A 22460-nucleotide genomic window follows, 5' to 3' on the forward strand; every position below is an offset into this window, starting at 1 on the left:
AATATGTTTTAGTTTCTCAAAACTATAGTATTTTTATCATTTAGTATGCATGCATAACAATTAATTCTGAAAAAAATATGTACTTAAAAGAATTTGAAATTCGCTGGAGTGATATAGACGCAAATTGGCACCTAGCCAATTCTGCCTACGTTAATTATATGAGTCAGACTAGAATGGGCTTTTTAATGGAACTTGGATTTAATCAAAAAACAATGGCCACCAATAATATAGGACCTGTTGTTTTCTACGAGCACATTTATTATTTTAAAGAGGCATTTTTTGGCAAACCAGTAAAAGTTTCCCTAGAATTAATGGGATTAAGTGAAGATGGAAAATTCTTTAAATTTCATCATAATTTTTTTGATTCTAAAGGAAGAAATTTTGCTCACTGCGAAATATTAGGCGCTTGGATAGATTTAAAATCTAGAAGTTTAACAGGTCTACCTGAAGAATTTATGACTGCTTTTTCTAAAGTTGAAAAATCTGAAGACTTTAAAGTACTTACCAAAGAAGATACCCGTAAACACGCAAAACAACCAAAAGATTTAAAAATTTAAACCTGAGATTTTATCTTAGCTTTTTTAGTAGCTAAGTATAGTCCTACTATTATTAGGGCTGTGCCTGCAACTTTTACTGTATTTAACTCATCTTTACCCGCAACAACAGCAAATAAAATACCTATTAGTGGTTGTGCGTAAGAAAACGCACTTACAGTAGACGCTTTTAACTGAGACAAACCATATACATTAAACAAGTAGGTTAAAAATGTAGTCCCTATAATTACAAATACTATTGCACTAACACCCTCTAAAGGTATAGTACTCCATTCTATTTCTCTAAATTCTGATATTGTAATTGGAAAACAAATTACAAGTCCAATTGTAAAAAGCCACTTTAAAAGCGTAAACATATGATACTTTTCAAGTAGTTTTTTAATTACAATCAAGTAGATTCCAAAACTAATTGCGTTTACAATAAACAGAATATTGCCTAACGGAATATTTGGAGCATCTTGTCTTAATTCTGCTCCATATAATATAAGAAACAGTGCGCCTACTAAACCTAAGCCTATGCCTAGGCTTTTTTGTACTGATATTTTTTCCTTTATAAATAGAGCCGACATTACAACCACCAATATGGGAACAAGCGTAATTAAAACAGCACTATTAATTGGTGTAGATAACTCTAGTCCTTTAAAAAAAGTAAGCATATTAATCCCCATACCTGTTAAAGCACAGATAAACATTCTGCCCCAGTCTTGACGTTCTATTTTTTGTTTTGGCATAAAAAACGAACAAGCCCAAAACAAGAACGATGCTCCCAGTAAACGCACCATAATAAATCCAAAAGGTTTTATATAGGTTGGCATTACTCCTTTTGCAATAGTGTGGTTTAACCCATATATTGTAGTAGCGCCAAGGCAAGCTAATATTGCTAGTGTTCTTTTACTCAATTATGTATTTTTTCTTTAGCTGCAGCAACAACCTTTTTACTGTTACCAATAAAAATAGCTTCGTCTACTAAAATTACAGGGCGCTTTAAAAAAGTATAATGTTCTAGTATTAAATCTTTATAATCTGACTCTTGTAATTCTTTATCAGCTAAGCCTTTTTCTTTATATAAACGCGCTCTTTTACTAAAAAGAGATTCATAACTACCAGATAAACTATACATTTCGGTTACTTGGGCATCAGTCATAGCATCAGTTTTAATATCCTGCAGCAAAAAATCATCTAAAGGTTGTAATTCTTTTAATATTCTCTTACAAGTATCGCAAGTACTTAAATAGTATATTTTCTTCATCTTAAATTTATAATTTTCACGGAGTAATTAGAGAAACAAAAAACTTAGTACAAAGAAACCCAATTTGACTGAATTGTACTATTTTTATCAAAAAACATAATTTTGGAATATTTAATTGACACTTCTAAGCAGATTAGAAAAATACTATTTAAAATTTTAGAAGAAACTCCTAAAGAGTTACTTTTAGAAATACCTAAGAACTTCAACAACAATATCTGGTGGAACATAGCACACGTAGTTGTTACCCAACAATTACTAGTTTATAAGTTTAGTGGTATGCCTATGTTAGTTTCTGATGAAATGGTAGAAAAGTTTAAAAAAGGAACTACCCCGGATGGCAACGCTACAGAGGAGGAAATAGCACAAATTAAAGACCTTTTATTTTCTACTTTAGACCAGACTCAAGCAGATTACAAAGCTGGTAATTTCAAAAATTACAATGCGTACACTACAAGTCTTAATGTAACATTGAGTAACGCTGTAGAAGCTATGAAATTTAATGCCATGCATGAAGGAATACACATAGGCGCTATTTTAGCACTTAAAAGAAACGTTGGTAAATAACGAAACTAATTAAAGAGTAATTTTTAATTAAAAGTTACTCTTTTTCTTCACCTTTTATAGCCAACATTTGGTTTACTTCTGTATATGGCAAAAGAACCTCTATTTGCCCATCTGCATAAGAACCAACCTCATAAGTGTTATAAAGTAACCTTAGCCCGTCTTTAGTATACCCTATATTGATAGGAAGCATAAAAACTTCTTCTTCAAACATAAATCCAGTATCGTTAATAGGTCCTTCTGCCGGAATTTTTTCTTGTGTTCTGAATTTAGTTTCTGCCAAATTATAAAATGCTTCCTTGCTTGCAAACAATTCTTCATTTGGTATTAGTTCACCTTTTACAACGTCAAAATTTAACAAAATACTAGATTCATATCCGTGTGCACCGCCAGTAAACTCATAAGTTTCTAAATCAATAGTAATTATTTTATCAGTTTCATAAACCACTTCACCGTTTATTGTTACTTCCCAACGTGTTGCGTCTCCTGGAATTTTTTCTTTTACACTCAAAAACTCTTCGTTCAACGATGAAATTGCATCATCTATATTATCAACAGCAATATCATCATCAAAAATCAGAAGTGCTATTATTTTATCTTTTATAACTTGGTTAATTGCCGCTGCCACTTTTGTATCCTTAATAGCTTTTGGCACGTTAACTATTACTAATGGTTTATTTATCTCTTTTTCTGTTGAAATATGTAAGGCCTCAAAAGAAATTTCTTTTTTGTTATTACATCCAATTAATACGACTAAAAAAAGGAATAAGAAAAATTTATGATTCATAGGAAAATAAGATTGTTTAACAGCGTTGTACTTTGCAAAGATAACGATACATTTGTGTTATAATTAAAGAAGTGTGGGCAAAAATAACTTAAAATTTAACAGCAAAACTATTCATGGAGGCCAAGAACCAGATAAGGCCTACGGAGCTGTTATGCCCCCAATTTACCAGACCTCTACATATGCACAAACTTCTCCCGGTGAGCACAAAGGGTACGAGTATTCTAGAAGTGCAAATCCTACTAGAACAGCCTTAGAAAAGTCTTTGGCTAGCATTGAAAACGGAAATTACGGACTTGCTTTTGGAAGTGGTATAGCTGCAATAGATGCGGTTATTAAACTTTTAAGTCCTGGTGACGAAGTTATCTCTACGAGTGATTTATATGGTGGTAGTTACCGTTTATTTAAACAAATTTATGAAAAATTTGGTATTACATTTCATTTTGTTGAAATGGGTAATGCCAGCAATATAGAGAACTACGTTAATAGTAACACAAAACTTATTTGGGTAGAAACACCAACAAACCCAATGATGAATATTATTGACATTGTTGCCACTAGTAAAATTGCCAAAAAACACAACATACCATTAGCGGTAGACAACACTTTTGCTACTCCTTATTTACAAACACCATTAGATTTAGGTGCCGATATTGTTATGCATTCTGCCACAAAATATCTAGGAGGCCATAGTGATGTTGTTATGGGCGCATTAATTGTAAATGACAAAGAGCTAGCAGAAAAATTATACTTTATACAAAAAGCAAGTGGTGCAATTTGCGGACCTATGGACAGTTTTTTGGTATTACGAGGCATAAAAACATTACATGTTAGAATGCAGCGACATTGTGAAAACGGAAAAGCTATTGCAACCTATTTAGCAAACCACCCTAAAGTAGAAAAAGTATTTTGGCCTGGTTTTGACACACATCCTAATTATGAAATAGCAAAAAATCAAATGAAGGATTTTGGAGGTATGCTATCTTTTATTCCAAAAGGAGCAAATTATGATGATGCTATAAACATAGTTAAAAAGTTAGAGGTTTTTACACTAGCTGAAAGTTTAGGCGGTGTAGAAAGTTTAGCAGGACACCCCGCAAGTATGACGCACGCAAGTATACCCAAAGAAGAGCGAGAACAAAGTGGAATTGTAGATGCTTTAATTAGACTTAGCGTTGGTATTGAAGACGAGAATGACCTTATAGACGACCTAAAACAAGCTATAGGATAATGATTTTATCAAAAATTTAAAAAAAGAAGGTTTAAATTATATAAATAGTATAATTTTGCCGTTATAATTTTAATTCAATAATTTAACAATTATAAAGGTTTCTATATGGAAGCAAAAATAAATGCATTTATGGATGAGGTTAAGACCCGTAACGGTCATGAGCCTGAATTTATCCAAGCGGTACAAGAAGTTGCCGAGACAGTAATCCCCTATATTGCTGATCATGATATTTACAATGGTAAAAACATTCTTTTACGTATGGTAGAACCTGAAAGATTAATTTCTTTTAGAGTATCATGGGTAGATGACAATGGAAACATCCACGTAAACAGAGGGTATAGAGTACAAATGAACTCTGCCATAGGACCATACAAGGGTGGTTTACGTTTTCATCCAAGTGTAAATGCTAGTATTCTTAAATTCTTAGCTTTTGAGCAAGTATTTAAAAACAGCTTAACTACACTACCAATGGGTGGCGGTAAAGGTGGATCTGATTTTGATCCTAAAGGAAAATCCGATGATGAAGTAATGCGCTTTTGCCATGCTTTTATGGGTGAACTTAGTCGTCATATTGGTCCTAATACAGATGTACCTGCTGGTGACATAGGTGTAGGTGGTAGAGAAATTGGATTCCTTTTTGGAATGTACAAAAAAATTAGAAACGAATTTACAGGTGTTTTAACTGGTAAAGGACGTTCTTGGGGTGGTTCTTTAATAAGACCAGAAGCTACCGGTTACGGTACAGTTTACTTTGCACAAAGTATGCTTAAAACTCAAGGTCAAGATTTTTCTGGTAAAAATGTTGTAATCTCTGGTTCTGGTAATGTTGCACAATATGCTGCAGAAAAAGCGTTACAATTAGGAGCAAAGATTTTAACTTTATCTGATTCTCAAGGTTACATTCTTGATAAAGATGGTATAGACGAAGAAAAGCTTGCTTTTGTTATGGATCTTAAGAACAACAAAAGAGGTCGTATCTCTGAGTATGCAGACAAATATGCATCTGCATCTTTCCACAAAGGAGAAACTCCTTGGAATGTTGCTTGTGATATTGCTTTACCATGTGCTACACAAAATGAACTTGGTGGCGATGCTGCTAAATCATTAATTAAAAACGGATGTATTTGTGTTGCAGAAGGTGCAAATATGCCTTCTACTCCAGAAGCTATTCACGAATTCCATGAGGCAAAAATATTATTTGCTCCAGGAAAAGCATCTAATGCTGGTGGTGTTGCAACATCTGGTTTAGAAATGTCTCAAAACTCTTTACGTATTAGCTGGACAAGAGAAGAAGTAGACCAAAGATTAAAAGTAATTATGGAAGATATTCATAATTCTTGTATTGAATATGGTAAGGACAAAGATGGTTACTGTAACTATGTAAAAGGAGCAAATATTGCTGGTTTTGTTAAGGTTGCAGATGCTATGTTAGCTCAAGGCGTTATTTAAAACATAACATATATTTTAAAAGCTCCATTAGGTTTAACTTAATGGAGCTTTTTTTTGCTTTCATCTAAAAACCACTACTATTCCAAATCACTATATTTACAATAACTAAAAAAAATAAATGCAAGTAACCACCAAAGCTATAGTTCTTTCTGCACTTAAATATGGAGACAATAGCTTAATTGTAAAAGCATATACCCTATCAGACGGTTTAAAATCTTATTTACTAAAAGGCGTTTTATCATCTAAAAAAGGAAAAGTTAAAGCTGCTTATTTTCAACCACTAACACAATTAGAGTTAGTTGCCGTTCATAAAAACAAAGGTACTTTAGAGAGCATTAGAGAAGCCAAAACTAGCTACCATTACCAGACACTACACACTTCTATTGCAAAAAATGCAATGGCGCAGTTTCTAGCAGAAATGCTAAGCAATAGTTTATTAGAAGAAGAGCCAAACGAGAACCTGTTTAATTATATAGAAGCTTCCCTGCAATGGCTAGATACAGAAACACAAATTGCGAACTTTCATCTACATTTTTTACTTAGTATTACCAAGTATTTAGGCTTTTATCCAGATCGTAAGAACAATGGTTTTTTCTATTTTGATTTAGTTGAAGGTAGTTTCATAAATAAACCCTCTTTAAATCCCATTTTAGAAGGAAAAAATTTAAACTACTTTAAAATGTTTTTAGGCACAAATTTTGATGCAATATATACCGTAAAGATGAATAAAACAGACCGGCAAGATTTACTAAAGTCACTTATTCTGTATTTTGAATTACATTTACAAGGATTTAGAAAACCAAAATCTCTTGTTATTTTAAATGAAATTTTTAGTTAGTATGAACAAAGCTTTTTTTATTCTTTTTTTATTCTTCTTCAACAGCATTTTTGCTCAAGAAATTATAATTTTAGATCAAGATACAAAAGAACCAATACAAGATGTTGCTATCTTTAATTCTGATAAAAGCAAAACAGCCTTAACTAGTTTTAATGGTAGCGCAAATCTTTCCGTTTTTAATAAAAACGAACGCATTACTCTAAAACATATTGGTTATCAAACTAAAAAAACAACAAAAAATTTACTTTTAAAAAGAGGAGAAACCATCTACTTGGTTTTAGCTGTAGAAGAATTAGATGGTATTGTAATGTCTGTCTCTAAATGGGAGCAACAAAAAAAGGACATACCACAAAAGGTTGTATCCATTTCCGAGAAAACAATTGCCTTTACCAATCCCCAAACGGCTGCCGACTTGCTACAGAAAAGTGGCAAAATATTTGTGCAAAAAAGTCAGCTTGGCGGAGGAAGCCCTATGATTAGAGGGTTTGCAACCAACAGACTTTTAATAACTGTAGACGGTGTACGTATGAACAACGCTATATTTAGGGGTGGCAACCTACAAAACGTTATTGCTATAGATCCTTTTTCCATAAGCAATACTGAGGTTATTTTTGGTCCTGGATCGGTTATTTATGGTAGTGATGCTATAGGTGGCGTTCTAAATTTTTATGCTAAAAAACCTGTGTTTTCAAAAACCGAAGAAGCAAATGTACTAGGCAACACCACATATAGATTTTCTACTGCAAACTCAGAAAACACAATACATGCAGACATAAACTACGGCAAACAAAAATGGGCCTTTTTAACAAGTGTTACGTATAGCGATTTTGGCGATTTAAAAATGGGTGAACATGGTCCTGACTCTTACTTAAGACAAAATTATGCAGAGACTATAAATAATGAAGACATACTAACAATTAATAGCAACCCTAAAAAACAAGTAACGTCTGGCTACAATCAAATTAATGCAATGCAGAAAATTGCATTTAAACCAAACAATAACTGGAATTACGACTTAGGATTGTACTTTTCTGAAACATCTGACTTTAGCAGATACGACCGACTTATTAGGCCTTCTAAAGACGAAACGGGGTTACGTTCAGCAGAATGGTATTATGGCCCACAAGAGTGGTTTATGAGCAAACTAGGAATGCAGCACCATGGCAAAGGTAAATTTTATGATCGGTTAAAAATAAACGCAGCATATCAGCATTTTGGAGAAAGCAGGAACGATAGAGATTTTGGTTCTAAAACATTAAGTACCACAGAAGAAGATGTAGATGCTTTTTCTACTAATATAGATTTTGAAAACAAAAGAATTGGAGACTTACGTCTTTATTATGGTTTAGAATATGTATTTAACAAGATAAACTCTAAAGGTTTTGAATCCGATACAGAAAGCAACCAGATTACAAACGCCGCATCTAGATACCCCGATGATTCTAGGTGGCAAACAACAGCTGGTTATATTAACGCTGAATACAAAGCAAAACCTAACCTAACCCTGTTGTCTGGTTTACGTTATAGTCACGTTTGGATTAATGCTGAATTTGACAAGACATTTTATCCATTTCCGTTTGATGATGCAAATTTAAACGCGGGTGCATTAACTGGAAGCATTGGACTAAGCTGGTTTCCTAAAGAAAGTTTTCAGGTTACATTTAATGGTTCTACAGGTTTTAGAGCTCCAAATATAGATGATGTTGGTAAAATTTTTGATTCGGAACCTGGTTCTGTCGTGGTTCCTAATCCAAACTTAGAGGCAGAGTATGCGTACAACGTTGATTTAGGAATTCAAAAAAACTTTAACGACAAGGTTATTATTAAAGGAGCCGCATTCTATACGTACTTAGTTGATGCCCTAGTGCGTAGAGATTTTACTTTTAATGGTGAAACCGAAATAGAATACCACGGAGAATTAAGCAATGTACAGGCAATACAAAATGCAGCCAAGGCTTATGTTCATGGATTTGAATTTGGCGTAGATGCATATTTTACGGAGCACTTATCACTATCATCTAACTTAACATTTACAAAAGGCATTGAGGAAGAAGAAGATGGCACGGAGTCTCCTGGGAGACACGTTGCTCCTACTTTTGGAGATGTACATTTAATCTGGAAAAACGATAAATTAAAAACAGATTTATTCTTAAATTTTAATGGTGAAGTTTCATACAACAACTTATCATCATCAGAACGTAGTAAAGATTACATTTATGCAGCAGACAGTAACGGAAACCCATACAGTCCTAATTGGCAAACCCTAAACTTACATACCAGTTACCAAATCACAAATAAAATAAAAGCTACTCTTGGCTGGGAAAACATAACTAATCAACGCTACAGAACTTATTCTTCTGGTATTGTAGCGCCAGGGACAAACTTAATTTCCTCAATTAGCTATCAATTTTAAAAAGTTTAGACATAAAAAAAGCCCGATTAAGTTAATAATCGAGCTTTTAAAGTATATCTTAAAAATATATCTTAGTTAGTCATTTTAGTTGCATATTCTTGCAATTCTTTAGACTTAGCTGTCATATATTCTGTTAACTTTTTAGCATCATCAGCAGAAAGGTTTTTCATTACATCCTGAGATTTAGTAGCTAATTCTTGAGATTTAGTACCAAGTGCAGCAAGAGCTGTCATATTTTTGCTTTCAGCAGCTTCTTTATATTCTGCTACGTATTCGTCATATGTTTTAACATATTCTGCTACTGCAGCATCGTCAAAACTAGGAACACCATCAACAGCTTCATTTACAGCTTCTTTAGTATCCTCAACAACTTCTTTAGTTTTGTTTGCAGTCTCTTCTGCAGCCTTTTCTACTTCTTCAGTAGCTTCTTTTGCTTTATCAGTAGCTTCTTTACAAGAAACAAATGATACACTTACAGCTAACATTAATGCAGAACCTAAGATTAATTTTTTCATTCTTTTTTAGTTTTTATTGTTTGTTATGTTACACCTAATCTACGTGTTAAAACATATTTTAGATGTGCAAAACTAAAAAAAACTTTGGTATTTATGTTAAGAAAACCTTAAAAACTTTAATAATTGTTTAAAACATAACGTTTTATAAACGTTAAAAAATCATTTTTATTTCTTACAAAAGCTTTCTCTTTAACTCACAAAACAAAGATAAATTCATCTATAAATCACTAAAAAAAAGGAAAGCAATAAAAAGACTACGCTTTTGTATTTTGAAAAACTATTATTCACTCAAAATTCATTAGTTTTGCAAACTTAAAATGTAGTACCAGAAGCACTTAATATGAAGTTTGAGGAATATAAAGGATTAGACCTACCAAAGGTAGCAGAGAACATACTAGAATACTGGAAAGCGAATAATATTTTTGAAAAAAGTGTTACGAACAGAGAGGGCAAAGAAGGATATGTCTTTTTTGAAGGACCGCCATCTGCAAATGGTATGCCTGGTATACACCACGTAATGGCGCGTACTATTAAAGATATTTTTCCTCGTTATAAAACTATGAAAGGATTCCAAGTTAAGCGTAAAGCTGGTTGGGATACGCATGGTCTACCAATAGAACTTGGTGTAGAAAAAGAATTAGGTATTACTAAAGAAGATATTGGTAAAAAAATATCTGTAGAAGAATACAACGCTGCTTGTAAAAAGGCGGTGATGCGTTACACAGACGTTTGGAACAAAATGACCGAACAAACTGGGTATTGGGTAGATATGGAAGATCCATACATAACGTATAAGTCTAAATATATGGAATCTGTTTGGTGGCTACTAAAGCAGATATACAATAAGGATCTTATTTACAAAGGCTATACAATACAACCCTATTCACCAAAAGCTGGTACAGGTCTTAGTTCTCACGAGCTAAACCAACCTGGAACATACCAAGATGTTACAGACACCACTGTAACTGCACAGTTTAAAGCAAATAAAGAAACACTGCCAGAGGCATTTAAAAATGTAGAAGGTGATGTCTTTTTTATAGCTTGGACAACAACCCCTTGGACATTACCGTCTAACACAGCATTAACTGTTGGTCCTAAGATAGATTATGTTTTAGTGCAAACTTTTAATCAATATACATTTGAGCCTGCTAAAGTAATCCTAGCTAAAAGTTTATTAAACAAACAATTTAGCGGTAAATTTATAGCTGCAGAAAGTGATGATGATTTTACAAACTACACTGCTACAGACAAAAAAATACCCTATAAAGTTTTAGCAGAAGTTAAAGGTACAGACCTTGTTAATGCTACTTATGAGCAATTAATGGATTATGTACTGCCTTACCAAAATGCAGAAAATGCATTTAGAGTAATATCTGGTGATTTTGTAACTACAGAAGATGGTACTGGTATAGTACATACTGCCCCAACTTTTGGTGCAGATGATGCAATGGTTGCCAAACAGGCAACACCAGAAATACCACCAATGTTGGTATTAGATGAAAATGACAATCCTGTTCCTTTAGTGGATTTACAAGGTAAATTTAGAAAAGAACTAAAAGAACTAGGTGGCAAATATGTTAAAAACGAATATTACAACGACGGTGAAGCACCAGAGCGTTCTATAGACGTAGAAATTGCCATAAAATTAAAAGAAGAAAACAGAGCATTTAAAGTAGAGAAATATGTGCATAGCTACCCTAACTGCTGGCGCACAGACAAACCTATACTTTACTACCCATTAGACTCTTGGTTTATTAAGGTAACAGATGTAAAAGATAAAATGTTTAACCTAAACGAAACTATAAACTGGAAACCTAAATCTACAGGTGAAGGACGTTTTGGCAACTGGTTAGCTAATGCAAATGACTGGAACTTATCTAGATCTCGTTATTGGGGTATTCCTTTACCAATTTGGAGAACTGAAGATGGCAAAGAAGAAATAATAATAGGCTCTGTATCAGAATTAAAAGAAGAAATGTCTAAATCTGTTGCTGCTGGCATTCTAGAAAAAGACATTTTTGAAGATTTTGTTGTGGGTGATATGTCTGAAGACAACTACGACAAAATAGATCTTCATAAAAACATTGTTGATCAAATTACATTGGTTTCTGCTAGCGGTAAACCAATGAAAAGGGAAAGCGATTTAATAGATGTTTGGTTTGATAGTGGCTCTATGCCATATGCACAATGGCATTATCCTTTTGAAAACAAAGAATTAATAGACGATAACAAAGCGTATCCTGCAGATTTTATTGCTGAAGGCGTAGATCAAACACGTGGTTGGTTCTATACGTTGCACGCAATTTCTACAATGGTGTTTGACTCTGTTGCATATAAAAATGTTGTGTCTAACGGTTTAGTTTTAGATAAAGAAGGAAAAAAAATGTCTAAGCGTTTAGGTAATGCTGTAGATCCTTTTGAAACTATGAACACTTACGGACCAGATGCCACTCGTTGGTATATGATCTCTAATGCAAACCCTTGGGACAATTTAAAGTTTGACTTAGAAGGTATTGCAGAAGTAAAAAGAAAATTCTTTGGTACTCTATACAATACCTACTCTTTCTTCTCGCTTTACGCTAACATAGATGACTTTAGCTATACAGAAGAAGACATTGCATTAGAAGAGCGCCCAGAGATAGATCAATGGATATTATCTGAACTACATACCTTAATTAATAAGGTAGATTTAGCTTACGAGGATTACGAACCTACAAAGGCAGCTAGACTTATATCTAACTTTGTACAAGAAAATTTAAGTAATTGGTATGTTCGTTTATGTAGAAGACGCTTCTGGAAAGGAGACTATCAACAAGATAAAATATCTGCCTACCAAACGCTATACACTTGTTTAGAAACGGTTGCTAAATTATCTGCCCCTATTGCTCCGTTCTTTATGGACAGACTTTACAAAGATTTAACCCAGGCAACAACTAAAGAAAAAGCGGAAAGTGTACATTTGGCTGACTTTCCAAAATACAATGAAGCTTTAGTAAATAAGGAGCTTGAAAGTAAAATGGAAAAAGCACAGACTATATCGTCATTAGTATTGTCTATTCGTCAAAAAGAAAAAATAAAAGTACGCCAACCATTACAAAGAATAATGGTTCCTGTATTAGACGAAAAACAAAAACACGAGATAGAAGCCGTTGCAGATTTAATTAAGTCCGAAGTAAACGTAAAGGAAATAGAACTTTTAGATGATGCCTCTGGCATTTTGGTAAAACAAATAAAACCAAACTTCAAAACTTTAGGCCCTAAGTACGGTAAAGATATGAAGCTGATTGCCAATGCAGTAAGTAAATTAGAGCAAGATGACATTCAAAAAATTGAGCAAAACGGTGAAATAATTATTGCAATTGATAATAAAAGTATTAATTTACAGCTGCAAGATGTAGAGATTTTGTCTCAAGATATAGAGGGTTGGTTAGTTGCTAGTTCTGGTGGCTTAACGGTTGCTCTAGATGTTACAATTAGTGACGATCTTAGAAAAGAAGGTATTGCAAGAGAACTAGTAAACAGAATACAAAATCTAAGAAAAGAATCTGGTTTTGAAGTAACAGACAAGATTGATATAAAAATATTGAAAAATAGCTATTTAGAAAATGCTGTTGCAGACAACATAGCTTATATTAAAACTGAAACATTAACAGCGGAACTTAATTTTGAGGAAAAACTGGACAATGGCACAACAATTGCTTTTGATGAAGTAAATACAAAATTGTTTATCCAAAAACATTAAAACTATGGCGCAAGAATTAAACGTGAGATACGGCGATAAAGACTTAGAAGAATTTAAAGTTCTTATTACCGAAAAAATAAGTAAAGCTAAAGAGCATTTGGAACTTTTAAAAAGTTCTTATATGAATGATGGTAATAATGGTACCGATGACACCTCGCCAACATTTAAGGCTTTTGAAGAAGGCTCACAAACAATGAGCAAAGAAGCAAATACGCAATTAGCTATTCGTCAAGAAAAATTTATTCGCGATTTAAAGAATGCAATACTGCGTATAGAAAACAAAACATACGGCGTATGTAGAGTTACTGGGAAACTAATAAACAAAGAACGTTTAAAGTTAGTACCACACGCAACACTTAGCATAGAAGCTAAAAATATGCAGAAATAAACAAACGCCCTCTTAAGGGCGTTTTTTAATATATTAAATGAAATCTTTTATAATTACATTAGTTGCATTCTCTTTTAATTTTTTGGTTGCCCAAAAAATTGTAGAAAAGTCTGTACTTAACGACCATATTTCTTTAATTAATATTAATACTGAGAACTGTTACGAGGTTACCATAGAAACAACCAACACAAACGATGTTACTGTTTCTGCTACTATAGATGGTGAGTATCAAAAAGATTTACTTTTAGAAATCAAAGAAGAAGCCTCTAGTATTTTTATTAGCACAGGCTTTAGTCCAACATTTACCAATCCAAATGATAAGCTTAGTGCTCACAAAGTAATATCTATCTCTTTACATATTGTCTTACCAAACTACAAAAATGTAAGAATGTATGGCAAGAGCTCCAACATAACTGCATCTGGCAAGTACAACAACATAGATATATCACTATCAGACGGTTATTGTGTTTTAAAAAGCATTGAAGAGACAGTTGCCGTAACTACCCAAAGTGGCAATATTACGGTAGAGAGCAATAACGCAAACATTACAGCAAAATCTAAATACGGAGCAATTGTTGCTGAGAAACTTACAAAAGGCGACATAATTTTCAACTTATCTACCATTACAGGAAACATACACATCTCTAAAACCAAATAATTGTCTATTTTTGCCGAATCTATCTTGTAAAGAATGACTTTAAAAAAATCTGCCCTAATTGTAATACTAATTTTATTAGTAGACCAAATAAGTAAAATATATGTAAAAACAACTTTTACGTATCAACAATCTGTTGAAGTATTTAGTTGGTTTAAAATACTATTTATAGAAAACGAAGGAGCTGCTTGGGGAGCCAAGTTAAGCGACATATTCCCTATAGCAGATAGTACAGGGAAATTAATACTAACAGTATTTAGATTATTTGCTGTTGGAGGTATTGGTTATTGGTTGTTTGATACAATTAAGAAACAAGCTCCAAAAGTATTAATACTCGCAGTATCTCTAATATTTGCCGGAGCATTGGGTAACATTATAGATTCTGTTTTTTACGGTGTTCTTTTTGATGAAAGCTACGGTAAGGTTGCAACTTTATTTTCTGATGATGCATATAGCAGTCTTTTCCATGGAAAGGTAGTAGATATGTTATACTTTCCTATGGTGCAAGATGCTGTTTGGCCTTCTTGGATCCCAGTAATAGGAGGCAATACATTTAGCTTTTTTGAGCCTGTTTTTAATGTTGCAGACACAGCAATTAGTACTGGTGTTGGTATCCTTCTGGTTTTTAACAAAAAGGCTTTTGGCGCTAAAAACGATAAATCTGTTGAGGCGTAACACAATAGTCTAAAGGAACATCGTCCTTATAAACATCTGTAATTACTTCTTCGGCTTCAAAAAAAGATAATCCTATTTTTAGTACGTCATCCTTACAATCATTTAAAAACTGATCGTAAAAACCTTTGCCATACCCTATTCTATTTCCTTTTTTATCAAAAGCTAAAAGAGGAATAAAAACAACATCAATTTTTAAAGTACTAATTTCTATACCATCTAAAGGTTCTGGTACATTGTATTTGTTTTTTTTAAGCACAGTACTATCCGTAAGTAAATAGTTTGTAAGCGTAGTATCTGCATTCATTTTAGGCAAAATAATATGTTTGTCTTTACCCTGTAAAATAGAAAGCACCGTACTTGTATCTATTTCTTTTTTCTCTTCAATCGTTAAAAAAATATGATAATAATTAAAATCCCAGATTGGCATTTTTAATAACTGATTTGCTATTTCTATGCTTTTATCTTCAGACTCATTTATAGATAAGTTTTTTCTTAACTCAGTATACTTAGCTCTTAATTCTTTTTTAATCATTGGTATGTTTAGTGCTATCCTTATTATCAGATGATATAGCTTCGTAAATTACCAAAAAAATCATCATTATTAAATAAGCACCCATTGCCACAACGTATAACTCCATGCTTTTCAAAAGTTTAAGTCTACAATGTAAACAAAAATATTTTAGTATTATCGACTAAGTGCATAGTTTATGTGTCAAAAGGATTTTTAAGATAAAGAATACTACCCTTTCTTAGGTATTCTTAACAATATAAAACACATTTAAACAAACATAAAGCTATATCGTTAAATTTAAAAAAATCATAGTTAGATCTTTAAAAACATAGTATTTTCACTATATTAAACTAGAGAAGAGAATATTTTTATTTTATGTCGGAAACAATTTCCATAAAACTACAATTAAGTACACTGCCAGCCAATCCGGGTGTATACCAATTCTACGATAAAGATGAAAAAATATTATATGTAGGTAAAGCTAAAAATCTTAAAAAAAGAGTTAGCTCCTACTTTAACAAGAATCACGAGTACGGAAAAACCAAGGTTTTAGTAAAAAAAATAGTATATATAAAACACATTGTAGTAGACACAGAGTCAGACGCTTTATTACTAGAAAACAACCTAATAAAAAAATACCAACCTAGGTACAATGTTTTATTAAAAGACGATAAAACATATCCTTGGATTTGCATTAAGAACGAACGTTTTCCTCGCGTATTTTACACAAGAAATCTAATTAAAGATGGCTCAGAATATTTTGGTCCGTATACAAATATGAAAACTGTACGGGTTCTACTAGACCTTATAAAAAGTGTTTACCCTTTGCGTACTTGCAACTACGATTTGTCTGCTGAAAAAATTAACGCATACAAATACAAAGTTTGCCTAGAATATCATTTAGGCAATTGTAAAGGCCCTTGTGAAGGCCACCAATCTGCAGAAGAATACCAAAGACAAATTATAGAGATTAAAGATATATTAAAAGGTAATTTCAAGTCTTCTTTACACTATTTTAAAAACCAAATGAAACTACTGGCTTCTGAAATGAGGTTTGAAGAGGCTCAAGATTTTAAAGAAAAAATAGAAGTTTTAGAGAATTACCAGGTCAAAACAACCATCGTAAATCCCAAAATTAATAATGTAGATGTATTTTCTATTATTTCTGACGAAAGCTTTGCATATATAAATTTTTTACAATTATCGCATGGTGCAATAATACGGTCGCACACACTTGAGTTAAAGAAAAAATTAAACGAGTCTGATGAAGAATTACTTCAATTAGGCATCATAGAAATAAGACAACGTTTTAAATCTCATTCTAGAGAAATATATTTACCATTCCCATTAATAGTAGACCAAGATTTAAAAGTCACCATACCAAAGTTGGGCGACAAAAAAAGAATATTAGAGCTGTCTGAAAGAAATGCGAAGTACTTTAGAATGGAGCGTTTTAAACAAATAAAAGTTACAGATCCAGACAGACATACCAACCGTATAATGGCGCAAATGAAAACAGATTTGCGTTTATCTCAAGAACCAAGACATATAGAGTGTTTTGACAACTCCAATATACAGGGTACAAACCCCGTTGCGGCTTGTGTTGTTTTTAAGAATGGCAAACCTTCAAAAAAAGAATACCGCCATTTTAATATAAAAACGGTTGTTGGTCCAGATGATTTTGCTTCTATGGAAGAGGTTGTTTTTAGACGCTACAAAAGACTACTAGAAGAAGAGCAACCATTACCCCAACTTATTATTATAGATGGTGGTAAAGGACAATTATCATCTGCCCTTAAAAGCTTAGATCTTTTAGGGCTTAGAGGAAAAATAGCAATTATAGGTATTGCCAAAAGATTAGAAGAAATTTATTTCCCAGGCGACTCAATTCCGTTATATTTAGATAAAAAATCTGAAAGCCTAAAAATAATTCAGCAATTACGAAATGAAGCCCACAGATTTGGAATTACTTTTCACAGAACAAAAAGAAGCAATGCCGCTATAGACTCAGAATTAGAAAGCATAGACGGCGTAGGAGAAAAAACAGCTACAGATCTCTTAAAAACATTTAAGTCTGTAAAAAGAATAAAAGAAGCAAGCATAGAAAAACTAGCTGAAGTAGTTGGCGTATCTAAAGCAAAAAAAATATATAACACCTTTCATTAAAAAAATGAAGAACGCAATAACCTTACTTATACTTTTTATTTGCGCAACTAACCTTGCGCAAAACACAATGCCGAATGACAGTATAAAGGTTGGCCTAGTACTTAGTGGCGGTGGCGCAAAAGGACTTGCCCACATTGGAGCACTTAAAGTAATAGAAGAAGCAGGTGTAAAAATAGATTATATTGGCGGTACAAGTATGGGAGCTATTATTGGCGCACTATACGCATCTGGCTATTCTGCTAACGAATTAGACTCCATATTTAGAAGTATAGATGTTGCCAAACTAATACAAGACAACTTACCGCGAGGAGCAAAAACTTTTTACGATAAAGAAGACGCAGAACGCTATGCACTTAGTTTACCGTTTAACAAATTTAAAGTTTCATTTCCTTCGGCAATATCTAGTGGCCAAAACATTTACAATCTTCTAGTTAAATTATTGTATCACGTTAAAGACACAGATGATTTTAATAAACTACCTATTCCGTTTTTCTGTATAGCCACAGACGTAGAAACAGGACAGGAAGTTTTACTTAATAGCGGCTATTTACCAGAAGCAATTATGGCAAGTGGCACATTCCCTTCTTTGTTTGAACCTGCTGAAATAGGACATAAGATATTAATAGATGGCGGCGTAGTAAACAATTACCCAATAAACAAACTTAAAAAATTAGGCGCAACAATTGTTATTGGTGTTGATGTGCAAGACGGGCTAGCAAACCGAGACAAACTTAGCTCAGGAACCGAAGTATTGTTACAAATTAACAATTACAGAACGGTTAGTGACATGAAGAAAAAAGCAAAAGACACCGATGTCCTTATAAAACCAGCTATAGAAAAATACTCTGTAATAGATTTTGCTTTTGGAAAAGAAATTATTAAAACCGGAGAAGAAGCTGCTAAAATTAAATTCACGGAGTTAACAAATATTGCACAGCAACAGACTACTAAACCAAAAACACACCAACAAATAGAAGTTAATGATTCTATCATTATAAACAAATTGTCTATTTCTGGTAATGAAGATTACACTAGAGCCTACATTAAAGGTAAGCTAAGACTAGATATTGATAAAAAAATATCTTTCTCTAAATTACAACAAGGCATTAACAACTTGGCAGCCACTAACAACTTTAAAACAATAAGATACAAGCTACAAAAGAAAGAATCGTTGGACTCTGAAGAGACTGAAGTTGTTTTAGCTTTAAACTTAAAGGAAAACAAAAATAAAATGTTTATTAAAATGGGTGCCCATTATGATGACATTTACAAGAGTGCTGCCATTATAAATCTAACTAAGAAAAATATATTTCTACAAGATGATGTTGGCTCTTTTGATCTTATTTTAGGTGATAATATTAGATATAAAATGCAGTATTATATTGATAAAGGTTTCTATTGGAGTTTTGGCCTTAACTCTAGTTATAACGACTTTAATTATGAAATTGACTATGACATTATTAAATCTAACTTTACAACACCCAGCACTGGAATAAGCAATATTAACATAGATGTTACCAACTTCACAAACCAAGCCTACATACAAACAGTATGGAATGAGGAGTTTGCTTTTAGCTTAGGTGCAGAACACAGGTTTGTAAAATATACAACACGTACACTAGAAAAAGAAAACGCCACAGGTAGCACAAATGGAGCAAACTCTAATTTTAGAACCATTTTTGAAAAAAGCAACTACTTTAGCACATACTCGCAACTAAAGTTAGATACCTATAACGATAAATATTTCCCTAGTAAAGGTTTATATTTTAGTGGGGACTTTCACTTTTATATGTTTTCTTCTGACTATAATAATAACTTTAAAGAATTTTCCATAGCACAAGCTACAATGGGTGCAGCAATACCATTAGCAAAAAACTTATCTTTAAATATAGAAACTGGCGGCGGGTTTAAATTAGGAAACTCAACTGTAACATCTTTAGATTTTATCTTAGGAGGCTATGGTAATAACATAGGAAACAACTTTGTTTCATTTCTTGGATACGATTTTTTAAGCCTACCCGGAAATAGCTATATAAAAGGCTCTACAAGATTAGATTATGAATTTAGCCCAAAAAATCACTTATTATTGGCTGCGAATTTTGCAAATGTTGATGATGATATTTTTAGAAAAGCAGAATGGTTTCAATTACCCACTTATACAGGATATGGCCTAGGGTATGGTTTTGAATCTTTTTTAGGCCCAGTACAAGCTATCTACTCTTGGTCTCCGGAACAAAATAAAGGAAATATGTTTTTTAGTGTAGGCTATTGGTTTTAATTTATACAATTAACAATTGCCCTTCCTATCATTAGATTATTTTTTTACGATATTTGTAATCACAAAAAAATTTTATGTTACTATTTAGAATTGATATTACCGCCCACTTAAGGGCAATGTGGTGAGACAAATGTTTCAGAATAATACCTTGTTTTCAGTAAAAACAAGAATTTTTAGAATATCAAAATATATAAATCTTAAAGCACAAAATTATGTCAACATTAGACAATACATCACTTAAATTACCAAAAGAAAATTTAGAAGCAGAAGACTTTTTACCGCTACTTGGCACAGACTATGTAGAACTATATGTAGGTAACGCAAAACAAGCCGCTCACTATTACATGTCTGCTTGGGGGTTTCAACCATTAGCTTACGCAGGTCTAGAAACAGGACTAAAAGATCGCGTGTCTTATGTTATAGAACAAGGTAAAATTAGATTAATACTTACATCGCCCTTAAATTCTGGCGGAGATATAAACAAACATATAGACGCACACGGAGACGGTGTTAAAGCCATTGCTCTTTGGGTAGACGATGCTACTAAAAGTTATAAAGAAACAACCAGTAGGGGTGCAGAAAGTTATTTTGAGCCAAGAAAAGAAGAAGATGCAAACGGAGAAGTTGTTTTCTCTGGTATACATACATATGGCGAAACAGTACATGTATTTGTAGAAAGAAGTAATTACAAAGGTGTATTTTTACCTGGCTACAAAGCCTGGAACCCACATTACAAGCCAACAGACGTAGGTTTAAAGTTTGTAGATCATATTGTAGGTAACGTAGGCTGGAACGAGATGAACAAATGGTGTGAGTTCTATGCAAAAGTAATGGGCTTTGCACAATTAGTTTCTTTTGATGACAAAGATATTTCTACAGAGTACACTGCTCTTATGAGTAAAGTAATGAGCAACGGTAATGGGCGTATTAAATTCCCTATTAACGAACCTGCAGAAGGAAGAAAAAAATCTCAAATTGAAGAATACATAGATTTTTATAACGGTTCTGGTGTACAACATATGGCACTAGCAACAGACAACATTATAGAAACAGTTACAGCATTAAGAGATCGTGGCATCGAATTTTTAACCGTTCCTAGCTCTTATTACGAAGATGTTTTAGATAGAGTTGGTGAAATTGATGAAGATCTAGCTCCGTTAAAAGAACTAGGTATTTTAATAGATAAAGATGAAGAAGGTTACCTGTTACAAATATTTACTAAGCCAATTTTAGACAGACCAACTATGTTTATAGAAATTATACAGAGAAAAGGCGCTAAATCTTTTGGTAAAGGTAACTTTAAAGCACTTTTTGAAGCTATAGAAAGAGAACAAGAATCTAGAGGAACATTGTAAAAAACCTCGAATTATTAGGAATGCTCTAATTTTTGCATTTAAAAGCTAAAGTAGTGTTAACACTTTAGTTAAAGTAAGTTAAAACCAATTATAACTTTGAAAGAATGTAGTACTTTTGACGGCATAAGGGGTGGTTCCCTTATTAACTTTAAGTATTGGTTTTTCATAATTTAAAGTTTGGTTGGTTATTTAGGAAAAGCCTAGTTTTAAGACTAGGCTTTTTTTTTGCGCAATACTTTGGAACAAAAGTTGTTTAAATAATTGTAAAGACATTAAATTGTAATTTCAATTTTAGTAATTTTACAACTATCGATATGAAAAAAGTATATATAACAATTCTGCTATTAACCGCCTTATCTGTAAACGCACAAAACAAACACAGTGCATTTAAAGCCGGTGAGTGGTTGCGCTTTAGAATTCATTACGGAATCTTTAATGCCAGCTACGCAACTCTACAAGTTAAAAATGACAAGGTCAACAATAAATCTGTTTACCGCGTAATAGGCAAAGGAAGAACTACTGGTTTAGCCAGAGTCTTTTTTAAGGTAGATGATGTTTACGAAAGTTATTTTGATAAAAATAATGGCAAACCTTATAAATTTGTTAGGCAAGTTAGCGAAGGAAGCTACACCTTAAATCTAGATGTAGAATTTGATCATAAAAACAAGAAAGCCGTTTTAAATGATTATAAAAAAAATAAAAAACTAGATTTTAAAATAGAAGATAACATACAAGATTTAATTTCTGCATTTTACTACGTAAGAAACAACTACGATGCAGATCAATTAGTTAAAGGAGAAACCATTACTCTTAATCTTTTGTATGATGATGATGGCATTTTTAAATTTAAACTTAAGTATTTAGGAAAAGAAATTTTAAAAACTAAATATGGCAAAGTAGAATGTCATAAATTTAGACCTTACGTAGAGTCTGGCCGTGTTTTTAAAGAACAAGAAAGTTTATCTCTTTGGGTTTCTAATGACGAAAATAAAATTCCCATTAGAATAAAAGCAGATTTAGCTGTTGGTTCTATAAAAGCAGACCTAGATGGTTACGCAGGCTTAAAGCATCAGTTTAAAATAATAATGGATTAGCA

19 protein-coding genes are annotated in these 22460 nt (G+C 32.7%); 14 read left to right on the forward strand and 5 right to left on the reverse strand.

Features of this window, described 5'->3' with window-relative positions:
• Window positions 1-77 precede the first annotated feature (77 nt).
• Window positions 78-557, forward strand: a complete 480-nt coding sequence (locus M4I21_RS10835; RefSeq protein ID WP_249559179.1) for an acyl-CoA thioesterase — start codon at window positions 78-80, stop codon at window positions 555-557.
• Here M4I21_RS10835 and M4I21_RS10840 read toward each other — a convergent pair.
• Together M4I21_RS10840 and M4I21_RS10845 are read right to left on the reverse strand one after the other, a co-directional pair.
• The gene (locus tag M4I21_RS10840; protein WP_249559180.1) at window positions 554-1453 is read right to left on the reverse strand and encodes a DMT family transporter; all 900 of its coding nucleotides are present in this window, start codon (window positions 1451-1453) and stop codon (window positions 554-556) included. The two genes, M4I21_RS10835 and M4I21_RS10840, sit on opposite strands and share 4 nt — an antisense overlap.
• A complete protein-coding gene (locus tag M4I21_RS10845; protein ID WP_249559181.1) occupies window positions 1450-1803 on the reverse strand; it encodes an arsenate reductase family protein in 354 nt (117 codons plus the stop codon). The genes M4I21_RS10840 and M4I21_RS10845 overlap by 4 nt, the downstream gene beginning before the upstream one ends.
• A 102-nt stretch (window positions 1804-1905) precedes the next feature.
• On the opposite strand from M4I21_RS10845, the gene M4I21_RS10850 reads away from it, so the two are divergent.
• Window positions 1906-2367: a DinB family protein gene (locus tag M4I21_RS10850; protein WP_249559182.1), complete on the forward strand. Its 462-nt coding sequence runs from the start codon at window positions 1906-1908 to the stop codon at window positions 2365-2367.
• A gap of 34 nt (window positions 2368-2401) precedes the next feature.
• Here the strand turns inward: M4I21_RS10850 and M4I21_RS10855 are convergent, their stop codons facing one another.
• Complete coding sequence (locus M4I21_RS10855) at window positions 2402-3151, reverse strand: DUF3298 and DUF4163 domain-containing protein (RefSeq protein WP_249559183.1); 750 nt, start codon at window positions 3149-3151, stop codon at window positions 2402-2404.
• Between the two features lie 73 nt (window positions 3152-3224).
• Here M4I21_RS10855 and M4I21_RS10860 point away from each other — a divergent pair, with 73 nt between their 5' ends.
• From M4I21_RS10860 to M4I21_RS10875, 4 genes are all read left to right on the forward strand, one after another.
• On the forward strand, window positions 3225-4379 hold the full coding sequence (locus tag M4I21_RS10860; RefSeq protein ID WP_249559184.1) for a cystathionine gamma-synthase: 1155 nt from the start codon (window positions 3225-3227) through the stop codon (window positions 4377-4379).
• 105 nt (window positions 4380-4484) lie between these two features.
• Window positions 4485-5828, forward strand: a complete 1344-nt coding sequence (gene gdhA / locus M4I21_RS10865; protein WP_249559185.1) for an NADP-specific glutamate dehydrogenase — start codon at window positions 4485-4487, stop codon at window positions 5826-5828.
• 118 nt (window positions 5829-5946) lie between these two features.
• Window positions 5947-6666: a DNA repair protein RecO gene (recO, locus tag M4I21_RS10870; RefSeq protein ID WP_249559187.1), complete on the forward strand. Its 720-nt coding sequence runs from the start codon at window positions 5947-5949 to the stop codon at window positions 6664-6666.
• Entirely contained in the window at window positions 6650-9079 is a 2430-nt protein-coding gene (locus M4I21_RS10875) for a TonB-dependent receptor plug domain-containing protein (protein ID WP_249559188.1), read from the forward strand. The genes recO and M4I21_RS10875 overlap by 17 nt, the downstream gene beginning before the upstream one ends.
• Window positions 9080-9150: 71 nt before the next feature.
• Here M4I21_RS10875 and M4I21_RS10880 read toward each other — a convergent pair whose 3' ends face one another.
• Complete coding sequence (locus tag M4I21_RS10880) at window positions 9151-9594, reverse strand: hypothetical protein (protein ID WP_249559189.1); 444 nt, start codon at window positions 9592-9594, stop codon at window positions 9151-9153.
• Between the two features lie 340 nt (window positions 9595-9934).
• Here M4I21_RS10880 and ileS point away from each other — a divergent pair, with 340 nt between their 5' ends.
• The 4 genes from ileS to M4I21_RS10900 are packed head-to-tail and all read left to right on the forward strand — an operon-like array spanning window position 9935 to window position 15054.
• Window positions 9935-13336, forward strand: a complete 3402-nt coding sequence (gene ileS, locus M4I21_RS10885) for an isoleucine--tRNA ligase (RefSeq protein ID WP_249559190.1) — start codon at window positions 9935-9937, stop codon at window positions 13334-13336.
• Window positions 13337-13340: 4 nt separating this feature from the next.
• On the forward strand, window positions 13341-13724 hold the full coding sequence (locus tag M4I21_RS10890) for a TraR/DksA family transcriptional regulator (protein WP_249559191.1): 384 nt from the start codon (window positions 13341-13343) through the stop codon (window positions 13722-13724).
• A 37-nt stretch (window positions 13725-13761) separates the two neighbouring features.
• On the forward strand, window positions 13762-14382 hold the full coding sequence (locus tag M4I21_RS10895) for a DUF4097 family beta strand repeat-containing protein (RefSeq protein WP_249559192.1): 621 nt from the start codon (window positions 13762-13764) through the stop codon (window positions 14380-14382).
• Window positions 14383-14415: 33 nt separating this feature from the next.
• Entirely contained in the window at window positions 14416-15054 is a 639-nt protein-coding gene (locus M4I21_RS10900; RefSeq protein WP_249559193.1) for a lipoprotein signal peptidase, read from the forward strand.
• Here the strand turns inward: M4I21_RS10900 and M4I21_RS10905 are convergent.
• Window positions 15026-15586 carry a 5-formyltetrahydrofolate cyclo-ligase gene (locus M4I21_RS10905; RefSeq protein WP_249559194.1) on the reverse strand — a complete coding sequence of 187 codons (561 nt, stop codon included), beginning with the start codon at window positions 15584-15586 and terminating at the stop codon, window positions 15026-15028. The two genes, M4I21_RS10900 and M4I21_RS10905, sit on opposite strands and share 29 nt — an antisense overlap.
• Window positions 15587-15940: 354 nt before the next feature.
• Between M4I21_RS10905 and uvrC the strand changes: the two genes are divergently transcribed.
• From uvrC to M4I21_RS10925, 4 genes are all read left to right on the forward strand, one after another.
• Window positions 15941-17731: an excinuclease ABC subunit UvrC gene (gene uvrC, locus M4I21_RS10910; RefSeq protein ID WP_249559195.1), complete on the forward strand. Its 1791-nt coding sequence runs from the start codon at window positions 15941-15943 to the stop codon at window positions 17729-17731.
• 4 nt (window positions 17732-17735) lie between these two features.
• On the forward strand, window positions 17736-20009 hold the full coding sequence (locus M4I21_RS10915) for a patatin-like phospholipase family protein (RefSeq protein ID WP_249559196.1): 2274 nt from the start codon (window positions 17736-17738) through the stop codon (window positions 20007-20009).
• A gap of 212 nt (window positions 20010-20221) precedes the next feature.
• Complete coding sequence (gene hppD / locus M4I21_RS10920) at window positions 20222-21364, forward strand: 4-hydroxyphenylpyruvate dioxygenase (protein ID WP_249559197.1); 1143 nt, start codon at window positions 20222-20224, stop codon at window positions 21362-21364.
• Window positions 21365-21678: 314 nt separating this feature from the next.
• Complete coding sequence (locus M4I21_RS10925) at window positions 21679-22458, forward strand: DUF3108 domain-containing protein (protein ID WP_249559198.1); 780 nt, start codon at window positions 21679-21681, stop codon at window positions 22456-22458.
• The last annotated feature ends 2 nt before the right edge of the window (window positions 22459-22460 follow it).

The sequence above is a fragment of the Cellulophaga sp. 20_2_10 genome, from assembly GCF_023476645.1.
Lineage (GTDB): Bacteria > Bacteroidota > Bacteroidia > Flavobacteriales > Flavobacteriaceae > Cellulophaga.